At 49.5% G+C, this 14,929-nt stretch carries 2 protein-coding genes; both read right to left on the reverse strand.

Features of this window, described 5'->3' with window-relative positions; genetic code table 11:
- Nucleotides 1-150: 150 nt before the first annotated feature.
- Nucleotides 151-11,847 (reverse strand): immunoglobulin domain-containing protein, encoded by an 11,697-nt coding sequence (locus BN8908_RS11815; RefSeq protein ID WP_068690747.1) that lies wholly within the window; start codon nucleotides 11,845-11,847, stop codon nucleotides 151-153.
- A gap of 20 nt (nucleotides 11,848-11,867) precedes the next feature.
- Complete coding sequence (locus BN8908_RS11820) at nucleotides 11,868-14,924, reverse strand: SUMF1/EgtB/PvdO family nonheme iron enzyme (protein ID WP_021988033.1); 3,057 nt, start codon at nucleotides 14,922-14,924, stop codon at nucleotides 11,868-11,870.
- Nucleotides 14,925-14,929: the final 5 nt, after the last annotated feature.

Raw genomic sequence — 14,929 nt, forward strand, 5'->3', positions numbered from 1 at the left:
CATTTGAATTGTAGATTTCAGATTTACGATTTTAGATTAAACAAATCCGATAACAAATCAATCTGTCAGCACCATAACTTCAAATTGTAAATTCAAACTCACATTTAAGGCAATAATTTATACTTTATGTTCATACCTGCCGTCCTTCGTTTAAGGTTCGAGTTCTATTTCCGAAAACTTATCCCGGTTCAACAACAACAACCAGGCATCTTCACTGCTGCCGTAGCTGTTAATCTGGCTCCAGTCTGAAATATAGCCGGGGAAATCGACAATACCGTCGAAATTCACATCGAAAATACTATAACCGGGAGCTCCTGCATTGAAGAAGGAGGCATTCGGATTCGACATACTTACCAGCAAGGCCTTTTGATTGATGTTCAGGTAAGCCGGTGCCATCGCCCAGATATCTATACCGCCGTTAAGCAACACAATCCCTTTCCAGGCGTGTTTTTCCAAATCGTTATCCCGGGTCCAGAAATTCTCTTTGTACCAGAAGGTCACCGTTTGCGGCGCCGTCGGACTGGCTCCCAACTGTATCGGATTCGCCGTCATCACCGGCAAATGATTCCGGTGCAATACGGCAATGTAGAAAGTCTTCCCATGCGTTCCCGTTTTGGGTAGTTTCAAAACGTTGGAACCGTCTCTGCCAAGCGCCTTACCGTTTTTCAACAGGATACAGCTATCCCGGGCCACGACTGTCCACTTACCCAGTACATCCTGCGTACGGGCTTCCACATAAATCCAATCGATAAAATCGGCACTCTTCGCCAGGGCCATCGGTTCCAGATCGGTAGTCGGCAATAATCCGTAGGTCATCAAATCTGATTTCATAACCCCCGTCAACATCAATTGACTTCCATTGACAGATTGTCCGCGCAGCGTCGGATCGACCGCACCTCCCAACAACACTCCTTCCAGCTTAAAGTAGCCGTCGGGTTCGATACTGATTTGCCGGTGTGTCGTCCCTAAGTTGTTCAGACTACAACCGTGAGCGTCTTCACAATTGAACAAATAATGTCCATCCCGTTTCTCGATTAAAATAGTATCCTTGGCATACACGGTATAGGTCGTCACCTCCCCGTCCATAATCGGATAGGAATTGCCGTAAGTCACCGTCAAGGTCCAGGGTGCCGTTCCGGACGTCATCCGGATGCGGAAGCGCACGCTATCTCCCGTCGCTATACTGTATTCCTGCAATACGGAATTCCAGAAGCCGTTGTCATATGCCTGGTTGGAACCTTCCACGGTCACCCGCGGCAATTGGGCAATTGTCAGCGAGGTCGAAATTTCCGGTCCCGCAGCCATAGCACATCCGTGACGGTCTTTCAGTTCCTTCAGCACATAGCGCACGATCGAATCGGTATTGACGATGTAGAACGGTACTTCCTGTCTCGGATAACTGATGGTTGTCCCCACCGGAGTACCGGCTTCCCAACCCGGCCGCGTAAACGGCTCTACCGTTCCGTCCCGTCTCAGACGGCTCGATTCCACACGGATATAATCCATCGGTTCTGCTCCCCGCATTTCAACATACACCCTCGGCGGCATATTTCCCGTACAGATAATCGTATCTTTCGGTATAAAATGAGCCTTCGGCAACGAATCGATCACAAAGATAATTTTCGAATTGGTTACCTCATCACAGATGCCTCCCGTAGAATAAGTTACCTGATAACGCCCCGGACCGTCCGTCTGTAAAATAAACGGAGAGTTCCAATTACGGTCAAAAGTAATATCCTCACTTCCTCCGGGTTGCAACTTGGTAATATGGTATATACCGTTGGCCACCGAGGGATTGAGAATGGTGTTCAGGTTAATCGGTAACTCACACTCTCCGTAATCGGTACGTCCGACCGGCATGCCCCAGTTCACATTCGATTTGGGTACGATATTTACATCGATGATCTCCGTTCCGGAGTCGATAAATACCTCGCAAGCCCCGTCTATTCCGTCGCCACCGTTCAGGTCGCGGACCGTTACCATAAAGCGGGCCGGATTTACCACCGGAATATTGTATACATAGCCGGCATGTGCTTCGGCAGCCTCTATATAGAACGGATTGACATTGATCCATTCGTTGAACACCGACCAATTCGCCTCTCCGGTCTTTTTCTGCCAGATGGTTACTTCAAACGGTCCGGTGCCTCCGGCTATCTTCACATAAATCGGCAAGTCGGCCTGGGCACACAAGGTTGTGTCCCGTTTCCCGTTCGGCAAAGACATCTGAGCCGTAGCCTTCGTCCGTTCGCTTATCGTAAAGACGGCCATTTCCTGGTCTTTGTAATCACATACGCCGTCCGTCAGGTTCTTCACAGCATAGTTTCCGGGCTGCAAACGGGTAACGGTATCCACAGCCCTACCGGCCTCAACATCCCGGTCGATCGGGTTGTAATCCTCCCGGCAAAGCTCATAACTCCAGGCGCCGGATACATAAGGAGCACCGTGTCCGTCCATTAATTTGACATGTACCGTCGCCAGGGAATCATAACATACCCACGTTTCCGGTTCCACATCTATGTTGTGCCGTCCTTCGATCTCCAGGATCACCGGAGTGGACTCATCCAAGCCGCAATTGTTATACACGATACACTTCAAGGTATCTCCGGCATACCGCTCTTCCGTTACCAACGACAACATATGGGTATCTTCCCATTCGTAGCCGATCCCCCGCGCCACGGTATCCACTGTCCCGTCTTTATGGCACAGTATCCAGCGGAATTGCAGATCACTACCTGTCGCCGTAATGGAAGGCGTATACAAACTTCCTTCACACATCTTACCGGCAGTAGCCGCCAAATCGGTTACAATCGAAGCCGGAGTATTGATACGTACCCAGCAACTGTAGTCATAGCGCATCCGTCCGCAATCGGTCGTCATCATACAGGTATAGAGCCCGGAAGCATCCTTATTATCGGGAATCGTGTAGGAATTCACCGTTTTTCCCCGGGCAACGGTATCCGTCTCCGCGGTACCTGCCGGATTAAAAATCCAGACATACTCGTGAACGGTGGTACCGGTCATCGTAGCCGTCAGGGTTCGATCCGCCGACGAACCTCCCGAACCTTCGCAGAAAGTCATTTCTTCCGGCCAGGGCGTCGTCGCTTTAATGCTGACTGCCACATTGACCTCCACATCCTGATAAGCACTGCTTGCATAATCGTTACAGGTATTGTAATAGAACACCCGGTAAGTAACATGGGCCACATCCTTCGGTACATCCACCTTTATACCGGCGCTGTTTCCGATCACCGTTTTCGGTTCTCCGGCGATAATCTGCTGCCATACATAATTGACTCCGGACATCGGAGAAGTACGTACTTCGAGGTAAAGCGGACCATCCGTACAAAGGTTCTGATCGTCCGTATGCCAGATGTGATCGATGACCGTATCCACAACAATGTCGTAGGCCGGAATCAAATCCCGTTCTCCGCAACCGCTGCTGATCTTCACCGCATAACGCCCGGCATCAGTTGTATAGAAGGTCTTGCTGTACGCTCTGGCTGTCGCACCGGGTATCGCCTCTCCGTTAAAATACCATTGTATATTGTAACCGGGCAAATCCACACTCATGGATTTTGTCGTTCCCCAGCACAGAGTATCCCGCTTCAATTGTATGCGGGCACTGTCCACATGATTGGATACTTTCACAAACACCGTATCGGCATACACATTACAATATCCTTTTTTCATATCTCCGCCGACACAAACATAATACCCTTCGTCGGTATGAGTTACGTTCTCAAATTCCAGCCAGGGATGCGTACTGAGTACGGCATCCGGTTTTTCTGCCCGGTACCAGATGTAATCTCCGTCATTAACATTTTCGAACTCACTGAAAATCAATCCCGGCGTACCCTCACAAAGGGTTTTGACACCCATCGGAGTCATGACGGTCTCATCTTTTACATAAAGCACTATGTTCGGCTCGCTGCGGAAAGTACCGCATGTATTGGTAATATTACAATAGTAACTTCCCGTTTGTCCGATTTCCAGGTCGGCATCTCTTCCCACTGCAATATTACCGGAAGTACCCACCCGGAACCATTCATAACTTAAACCGCATCCGGTAGCCCGGGTTTTCAGCAATACACCCTCTCCGTCACAGAATTCATAATAAGGAGCCGTCATTGCCGAAACCTCCGGCCGTTTGTCTCCGATAACCAACACCGGTGCCTCCATCCATTTGGAGCAACGGGTTGCCGGGTTATAGGCCCATATTCTGTATAATGTTCCGTTGTCGAAATCCTCGCCCTTACAAATTTCTCCGGCAGCCACATCCGTCCATTCGAGCGTTTCCCCTTCAACGGTACATACCTGTTTCAGGTAATCCCCGACCACAACCGGATCGACACCATCCTTACACAACCGGTATTCGATACCCGCCTGGGCATTCAACAGCGTAATTGTTCCTCCGACAGCAGTTTCCGAGCAGTAATGTACTTCATAATCCCTGAGGCTACATTCCCGTATCGTATCTACCTCGGCCAGAAATACCGTATCTACACCGTTTACTTTCAAACGGCTGCTGCATTGCGGGCGGGTATAGAAGGTCGCATTTACATAGAATTCTCCCCGCTCACAAACCGGGTACGGGAACCACAACGTATCGCGGTCTCCCCAGCCGACAATATAATTGTCGTTGTATTCGTAATCTCCGTCCGGATCGACCTTCATCAATGAATATTCGACATTGTATTGGTCGCCGGCAATACCGAAACGGGTACATTCGGCTTCACACACGGCATCTCCCGTACTGATGGCCTCGAACTTCGTGGGAGGTTCGACCTCCTCGACATCGAAATAATGATGCCCGCGGCATCCTCCTTTTGTCTGGAAAGTCAGCACGTATGAATACTGCTCACCGGCCGGACACAGGTGATTGAAAGAAATCGTATCGCTGATACCGTCTCCCCAATACCGCTGTACCGTATCCCGCTCAATAGGATCCGTTCCGAGTCCTCCGTCCCTCAACTCAAAGACACATTTGTACGGTGCTCCGAGTACTTCGATCTTAGCCCCCGTCTCTGCACCCTTACAATAATAATAGGTATCGTAAAGCTGCAATTTCGGCAAAGTATCCATATACACCGTAATCTTATTATTCATCTCCTGTGTACAGGCTCCTAAAAAGCCGACCACGGAGTATACCCCGGCTTCGCGTACGCTAAACGTAATCTCACCGCCATCGACACGGTACTGCCGCATCGGAGACACCTCCACGCCGTCCCGGAACAAGGCATATTCTACAGCCTTTTCGGTTCTACCCAGAGAAATCGTCGCCGTATCTCCCTTACAGAGGTAAATATTTCCGCCGTCGAGTTCCGGATAACGGGTAATATCGAATGCCTGCGGGGCCTGCCCGATAGCGTATGAAGGATACATGGTATCCCGGCAGAAACGGGCTTTACTCACCGGATCGATATTGTCTACGATCACCCAATAACGTCCCGGTTCGGTCTGGGGCCTGAACTGTATATCACTTTCCGAAGCCGACAACGTATCCAGCGCCTCTGCTTTCGAATCAATGTAGAGGTAATAATTCTGATTCGGTAATTTCCCGACCAGACTCACCTCCAGTTGCCCTTCGTTACCGCAGATGCTTGTTCCGTCCAAACCCGATAACTGGGGCATCGGTTTGTAATTGACGTTGATCCGGGAACTGGAAATACATCCCTTGTGATCCATATCCAGCACATAAGCATCGTAAGCCTTGTATGCCCCCAGGAAAATCCGGTCCGTATTGTTATCTTCCGTAGCGGTATAAGACGTCAGCGAATCCCGGTACCCGCCATCCATCAAACCGATCAATACATATTTATTATCCGCCTTCACCTGGGAGAGGTAAATATTTTCCCACTCGTTGATACAGGATTCTGCCGGAACATTGTCCAAAGAAGTGACATTTTCCATGGAAAGCACACCGGAACCGGGCTTTGTTACACCGACCTCGATCGTATCCAAAGGAATATCGCCACACACATCCCGTCCCCATAAAATATACCGGGAATTCTTGGTCACCCTGCCGGAAACATATGGCTTGATCATCCGGGGCCCCACCGACGACCAGCTGATCGCAGAGCCGGTACCCGCAAGCACGTCACTCATCAAGGTATCGGTAGTGGTGACGTCTTTCAGGTAATAGGACCAACCCTTACTGCTGCAAGGATAGATCAAATCGGTTACCGTAGCCGCAGTACAGGTGGGCCGCTGTTGTACCAGATCGCAGATATCGAGTTCTGTAATCTGCACATTGCCGTTCATATCAGCCTTACAATTCGTCGTTGTATTTTCAGCCTTCACCGTATATACGCCGGTCGTATTGTAAACTCCGAATTTCAGGGTATCTCCCGTACCGGCCATTGTCGCAACAACCTCGTTATCTCTGTACAAGGTATAACGTACTCCTCTCTCGCTCGAGCGAAGGGTGATATTTTTCTCCTGTGCACAATCGGCGTACAGGGTAAATTCCTTCGGAGCTTCTTCGGCTTTTACCTCAAAATCCGTCGTCGAGAAACAATTCGTCTCGTCATTTTGGGCAAGCACCGTATATTTTCCATTCTGTATTCCCTGAAAGGTTTTGGTGCCCGGTCCGACAATCGTATCGAAAGAAATGCCCTCCCGTTGCAATATATAGGTCACTCCCGCTTCCAGACCGGTATAGGTCAGATCGCTTCCTTCGCCCAGACTCAATCTGCCATAAGGATAGCAATAATATACATCCGGCTGAACCACCGGCTTCGGATTCCGGTTGAAAGTAAACCAATTCACCAGTGTCGGACAGCCTTCCCGTTCGGCCTTCACCTGATAGGTGCCGTAAGGTCTGGCCGAAAGCACCGTTTCAGCCACGCCCCCGTTTCCGGTAAACAACTCCGTACGCTCTCCGTTCGGAGCCTCCAGGAAATAAGTCACATCTCTTTCGGTCGGCGACAAAGCAAGTGTCGCATTCTGTCCCTCACAGGCTCCCAATCCGTTGTTGACAACAGCGTCTACCTGCGCCGGAGGAACGACTTTACGTATTTCGATATCGACCGTATCCGAACAGGATTTTGTCAATCCGTTCTCGAACGGATAATGACCGTTACGGGTATATACGAATTTATACGTACCGGCTCCGAACTGTTTGTGGAAATAATCGTTAGGTGCATGGATCGTCTCGAAACAGATGTTTCTGTTCGACAAAATAGAGTAAGACATATCCGTCGACGTCGAGTTCAACTGCAACACCAGTTGCTTTCCGTCACAATATTTCAAAGAAGTAAGCTCATCGTGAGAAGGCGGCGCAATAAATTCGATCGGCTCGGAATAAGTGGAGCAATGATGATCGCCGGCAACACTCTCGGCCTTTACCCGGTAGACTCCGGCATCCCTGACAGGCGACTCCACCCGGAACGGAATGGCTCCCCCTCTGGAATTATTATACCGGTCTTTTTCGACAAAAGAACCGCCGTTGTCCACACTGTATTCCAGCACATAATTGACTCCCGCCGTTGTCGGACTAAGCACTTTAATGGTCTCGCTCTGTCCCGGCAAAACACAACGCGCTCCCGGATCTTCGACCTCGGGTGTGCCGGGACTTTCCCGCAACAGAATATAAACGCTGTCGGTAATCACCACATCGTCGTTGCGGGCCGTCAGGAAGAACCAGCCGCTTCTTTCCGGCGTAAAAATCCACCAACCGGTATTCGGACCGGTAAAACCGTCTCCCCACCATTGGGTTGTCGTTACATCCCCGTCTCCTCCCGCGGTATAGGCGTATAGTTTCGTTTCTTCTCCTTTACACAGATACAAAGAATCGATACGGTCCTGTCCGTTCCCGTCCTGTATATAGGCGGTAAACGGACGGCGGTATACCTCAATCCAGATACTGTCACGCACTTCCTGTCCCATACTCGTAACACGCAGACGCAGCCAGCCCGATTGCTTGGCGGTAAACATCACGGTATCCCCCTTCATTCCGCCCCATGAAGCATCGGCATATCCGGGAGCGTCGAACGACCAGTTTTTCTCGTACACATAATCTCCTCCTTTGGCATCCGAACAGAAAAACAATTCGTCGTTCTTATACACAATGGTATCGGTTGCTTCGAGATTGGTACAGCAATACCACAGGTCGTAATATTTCTGGTAGCGTCCCCGGTATTCGATATATTCCGTCTTCCGCTTGATACACCCCTCGTGTTTGTGGGCATGGTACTGACGGATACAGTTTTCGGAATTACAATTCCGCGAACAGTAATGGTAGCCTGTATGCTGGGCGACACAAGGACAGAACGGATATTCGTAATGCTTGTGTATGTCGGAAAAAAGAATTTCCGCCCGTAATTTACCGCCGATCACCCGGACGGTTACGTCATCGCTGTGTACACACCCGGCTCCGTCGGTTACCGTCACTTTATAAGTACGGTCTTCGTTCACCGGTGTCGTCAGCCGGTTGCGGAACGGATTGCTCTTATCGTTCTCATACCACTCCTGTCCGGCATCATCCGTCACCTGATCCCGGCAATAGTACAGGTCGTACCATTTTCCCCTACGGGCATAACCGGCCACCGTATACGTATTCCACTCCGTTCCCATATAAACACAACCGTGTGCGGCGGGATTGTAAGCATGGTACAGGTACGGGCAATTCGTCAGTGTACAGTTCGGACCGTGGGAATACCGATGCACCCAATCCGATCCATAGGAATCATGCTTGGCTGCACAAGGACAGAACGGCCAATAATATTGTTTGTGCACTGTCGTATTGGGTAAAGAAATCACTCCCGTCTGCTGCAATTCCGACTCTTTCTCCCACTGTACTTCCAGCGGCTGTACATAATTTCCGGTAATATCGACATGCAGCCAGGTCGTCAATCCTTTAGCGTCCAGATAAATATCCGCCGGATTGGTCGACACCTGGAAATTACTGGCTTTGACAGTAATATCCTTGGAAAAAGAAGTACTGCACATACCCGTCGGGTCGATCGCCTTGGCATAAAAAGTCGCCCGCTGATTCGGAATAATAATATCCTTCGGATTACCGTCACCGATAAATTTATACCACAACTTTGCCGGATCCTGACGATATACTTCGTAAGTTACCCCCGGCTCCGTCGCATCTATCGTCAATGTTTTGGTATCCCCGTCCGTATCCAGCTCGGCACACAGGCTGCCGCTGGCCGAAAGTGTCTGCTCCTTGGGAGCATCCACATTGCGTATCCGGACCTTATTGGTCGTTCCCGTACAACCTTCACGTGTCTCCACATGCACCTCATATTCCCCTTCGCCGATATGCGACCAGCCGATGGGAGAGGTACGGTCGGGTTCTTTGTCCGGATCCGGTACCCCATTCTTATACAAGGTATAAGTCGCCCCTTCCATAAAACGGTCAACCTGCAACTCGGTAAATTCCGTATAGATCGTACCGTCGGCAAGCTTGATGTTGCAATTTACAGTATCTCCGTGCAGAGCCGACAACTTATGAATGGAAGGAGGAGGCAACATATACACGGAATCTTCGAGCGTAATGGTCGTCGTACAACCGTTGACACCGGTAGCCACGACCCGGTAACGCCCGTAATCCATATTTTCATAAATACGAGGCTCCCCGTCGGGAGGCGAATTCAATTCCGGAACGGCAAAGATGCGTACACCTCCCGTAAATGTCGTATAAGGCACATTCTGGAAGCCGCTTCCCTGATTGCGTTCCAACTGATACTGCACATCGTTTTCCCATTCTCCCAATACCAGGGTGGCACCGCTGTTTCCCATACAATAGTAAGAGGAAATAAAAAAGTTCGGGGCCTTGGGCGAAGGCCATTCGTCGATATAAGGCCGTCCGTTCATTTCCTGGGAACATTCGGTTTTGGGGTTCGTGGCCATAATGTAGTATATACCACCCGCCATATTCTCGAATTTCAGGGAATCGCCCGTACCTTTCAATTCCTTGACAAAAATACCGTAATCCCGGTATAGTGAATAAGTTAACGTATCGGAAGAACCGGCTAAGGTCAAATTTCCCGTCGGCGTATGCCCGGCACAGTATTCCCCCTCTCCGGTGAATTTATAATGCTCGAAAACCTCTACATCCACCCAACCGCTGTCCAAGGCCGCATTACATACGTTATAAGCATATACCTTGTATTTATTCCGTTCCGTCACATCCTGGCCCTTCACTTCTACGAAATTGGTATCCGATTCGTATGTATGTTCGTTAAGTACCCACCGGTAATGGATGGGAGTCGTACCCGTCGTCGCTACCGAAAGTTTTTGTTCCATTCCGGCACACAAAAGCATGTTGTATCCTCCGACACCCTTTTTAAAGCTGACCGGAATCGCCAGATTTTCCAGACGCACAGGCTCACTCAGAGTACCCCCGCACTGGTTATAGGCCTTCACCTGATAGAGTCCCAGATCACTCTCTCCGATATGAAGAATATCGAAATCCTCCGAAGTCGTATTTTCATAATGCCCGTTATCATACAAAGGCAACCGGTTGAAATACCAGCGCAAACTATCGGTTGTCAGATCGGGTTCCACACCGAAATAGGTAATGGAATCTCCCACACAAGCCCGTTTTTTCAAAAAAGGATCCCGGTCGAAACGCGGACGTAAAGTCACTTTTACCCGAATCGGTCTGGATGTCTCCTTTTCGATACAATTATTATAAGCGACACAGAAATAATTACCGGCATCGCTTTCCTGAATATTCTCCAGACGAAGCACATTGCCTTCGGATTCCGGAATACGTACTCCGTCTTTCGTCCAGTAATACTGGTTTGCCGAACCGCTGGCCGTACAGGTCATTACAAGCGTACTCCCCTCACAGACCGTCGTATCCGGAAATACATACACTTCACTCACCGGCCGGATAAAACTGGGCTTTTTTTCTACTTTCAATTCGATGATCTCACTGTAGGAATCTTCATCCGAACATTGGTTGGAAATCGCCCAACGGTAATAACCGGCATCCGACATCAGCACCCCGTTGATAAAAATAGAGGAAGAAGGCAGCAATTTGGAATTCTGTACCCTCCATTCTCCCGTACTCCAATCTTTATATAACTTCTCCAAATAGCAGGTATAAGATCCGCCTCCTGTAATTTTAGCCCTCAGTTCCAGGCGTTCGTATTCACAGGTCGTCAACACCCCGTCGACAACAACATTATCCCAGATGACCTGAGGAATATCGTATACCGGCAAAAAGACCGAATCCGAAACGATACCGCATTCGTTATAGGCCGATACCACATACAGCCCTTCCACATCTTCGGCGGGAGGTGTCAGCTTAACGGTCAGATCCCGGGTCGTATCGGGCAATATCGTCGTTCTTCCGCTTAACGTATCTATCCTTTTCCAGGCATATTGAATATCGTTTTTCTCTGCAGCAAAACTGGGTACCAATTGTACGGAACCGGTATTGATACAGGCATATTGTAAATATTCGTGAGCCGCCATCGGATTCGTCAGCCAGGGCGCCCGGTTGAGATCGATATGGAATACCTCACTGGTATCCGAATCACAACTATTCACCACCAGACAGCGATAACGTCCGGAATCGGTGGCACTGGTCGGATTCAATATCCGCAAGGAATCGGTCCCCAATCCTAAATACCTGGACGCATCTGTCAAATCCGTAAAGAAATTAGCACCCAGCTTCTGCCATTTGTATTGCAGATTGGTGCCCGTGGCATGTACGACCAATAGAATCGTATCGCTGACACAGGTAATTTCCGTAGCACTTAACGTTTTTACCACCGGAGGTACACACGACATAGTCGCTCCGTCCCCTTTTCCTCCGGTGTATATCTGTCCGGCAGCCATATAGCCTGTCAACAGCAAAACAATGCACACTAAAAAGCGTCTCATACGCAATATAATTTATTTTCTTACTTTTTATAACAACGTATCGGGTGTTTTCCTTCCGTAGCCAGCGGATTTCCTACGGTCGCATCCGGTTCGAAAGACATAACACTAAAATAAGGATCCGTCGTATCGTAGCTGATATTAACATACCAACCGTTCAAATCCTTCAGCCACCAGCCACCTAAATTACCGTCGGCAGGAGGTACGCCCATCGCTGCCATAAAATTATCGAGTCCCGGTGCATACAAGCCCGGATTATACCCAGTACTGCATGGATCTGCGTCACTTACATAATCCTGTGTAGCCGGATCGCCGCACGGAGATTCTCCCTGTGTCGCATAAAAACGCCACAGCACATCCCACATCTGCTTCGTCGGAATAGCAAATCCCGGCGGGCACAAATTATCTCCGTTGGCCTGTATCTGCTTCCACGTATACAATCCTCCGGTAGAAGCACCGTTTACAAACACCTTCGAATTCACCATCATCCAGCAACGTCCGTCCGGTTGTTGTGCTACAGCATAGGAATTTCCGTCATTATCCGTTACTGTAGCCGGACAAGCCAATCCGGCCACCCGAACCGCCAAATCCAGGATTTTTTCAAACGTACAGGCCCCCAATGTCACGGTTACCCGCACTTTACAGGCACCACCGTCATTCAAAGGAATCTCGGAAGTCAGATCGGTCCGGTTAACCGTCACGATATCTTTCGTTACTCCTATCTGATTGGACAACAAATGCCACGTACTCTTCGACTCCAACCTCCATTCCACTTTTACATCTCCGGCAATTCCCAGGTCCGTCTGTAAAGTAACCGAAGAAACATACGGGTTCATCTCCATATAGCTGTTCCCTCCGTTAATGACATAGCCCGGTACGACTACCGTTACCTCGTTCCCGTATGACTCGGCATGTGAAGCAATACTTTGCCGCCGGAATTTATAAGTGTGATACAATGTCTCATCGATCAGGCAGGTATTCAGAGTCCAGTTCTGGGTATTGCTGTTGGGCAAAGCCTCCCAGCCTGCTCCCTCATCGTTCATTTCCCACAAATAAACGGTAGAAGCCGGGGTATCGTCTCCCGGCTCAACTTCCGTAATCGCATACGGCTGAGCGGCACATATAAGGGCCGTATCGGGGTTTCTGCCTCCCTGTCCCTCAATCTTTCCGGTAAGGATCGATTTCATCGGCACACTGCGTCCTCCCCGGAAACCGGAATAAGCATAACGCAATTCATCCGGCAAAGCCCTGGCATATACCGTATCTCCACGATACGACACCGCCATATTGTCGCCCACCAGCAAAGAACTGCCTGCGCCTAAAGCCTCCGAAGCAAAAGAACCGCCTTTCAGGATAAAGTTTTCTTTCGCAGCCGGCCAGTCCATTACCGGCCAGGGAATCGTTACATCTTCGTCTATCACAATCTCACACCCCCAATAACTTCCGCAATATCCGGATTTCGCCTGCCGGACGATGGTTGTCATCCGGTTGCCTTTTTTATTGATGGTCTGCATCGGAAGACTTTTGGAAGCAATCACCGTATAATTTCCCTGTCCGACATCAAATATTCCATAAACATGTACCACCGTATCCGTCCGCCAGGAAGCCACAGACGACCATATATTCCCATCCCCGAAAACTTCCCCGTTGAAATTTTTTCCCTGCCGGGCATTGTAGTAAATCTCGGCTAAATTCCCCGTCATTTCCATAATTCCCCACTTGGAAGCACCGGCTTTATAGATATCGGAAGTCTCCGTCGCAAAAGCCCCGCATCTGACCGGCCCGAGATTATGCACTTTCGGACCGTTCATACGACCGGTATTGGCAGCATTGGCGATCAATACTTCCTCGTCTTCCGCATTGTCATTTTTCACGGTCGAAATATTCCAGGCCTGCAAAGAAGCAAAATTAGGCGTGCCCCACGCAAAAGAGCGGTCATTGGCCCCAATAGCCGGATTCCGTTGACGACATCCTTTTTCATATTCCATTTCACTGTGCGGACGCAAACCCGCCCAATCGCAATAAGCCCGGACATCATCGGGCGTCAGGTAATTACAGGCCACACTTTTTCCGTCGGCATCCGAATTGATCGGATCGTTTCCGTTCAGATCGAAACCGAAGATAACGGCCGTATCGTGAGTACGGAACCGTTCCTGCAAAATGATGCCGTTCCGGTAATTCGGCACATCTTTTTTTCCGAAAGCAAATTGCCCCGGAGCCAGATTGTCCAGGTCGTTTCCGATGCGTTTTTTCTGATCGGTATAGGTAATCCGGTTCAGGAAATTCACATACTGTTCCTGCGACACCTCATACTTCATCGTATAAAATCCGGTATAGCCCGTCGGATACAAATCCGGCACCACCCATCTGTTCAGTACTCCCCTGTCTGCCGTCGCTCCCATAATATGCACCTTTACCTCATCGTCCGTATTTACATAAAAAGCAGAGTTGCATTCCTCGGAAACGAAAGAATAAGGAGAAATCCGGTCCCCCAGGTAATAAGGCCCGTTAGGAACATACACCATTTCTACCGCCTGTACGGAAACCTCTATTTTCCCCTGACGGATATCCTCTACCGTTACATCATAATACAGATTCAAATCCCCCTGCTTGAAATCCCATTCCAAAGACACCCGGGGAATGTTCAGATTCCCGTTTCCGGGTGTACGCCGGAATAAAAATACCCCCGCTACCTCCTGCTTGGATGTAATCTGTGTCGGCTGATAATTTCCGGCATATATGACGTCCATCCGCAACAAATTGATGTTCTCCGTTTTTACCGGCAAAAATTCCATCGCCGGGACATTTCCTCCCCCCGTCACCCGGTGTCCGTCCTCTTTCAGATAAGCATGATGCCACGGCTCATTCACTCCTACCCGCCGGTACTTTACGAATAAATACACGGCATCCCAACTCTCACTTTCCCGCCAGGAATGCTCCCAGGACAACGGGAACGTAATCAATGCCGTATTCTCCGTAATAGCCTGAACTTTCGCCTCGCCCCGGATACGAACATCATTACCTATTGCCGGTTGTAACCAAACAATCAGCAATAGGATTGCAATTATTATTTTTACCATAATTA

This window comes from Culturomica massiliensis, assembly GCF_900091655.1.
In the GTDB taxonomy this organism is placed as follows: domain Bacteria; phylum Bacteroidota; class Bacteroidia; order Bacteroidales; family Marinifilaceae; genus Culturomica; species Culturomica massiliensis.

Coding starts and splice junctions, on each gene's coding strand:
- BN8908_RS11815 (WP_068690747.1), bottom strand. CDS start 11,847: ATGAGACGCTTTTTAGTGTGCATTGTTTTGCTGTTGACAGGCTATATG.
- BN8908_RS11820 (WP_021988033.1), bottom strand. CDS start 14,924: ATGGTAAAAATAATAATTGCAATCCTATTGCTGATTGTTTGGTTACAA.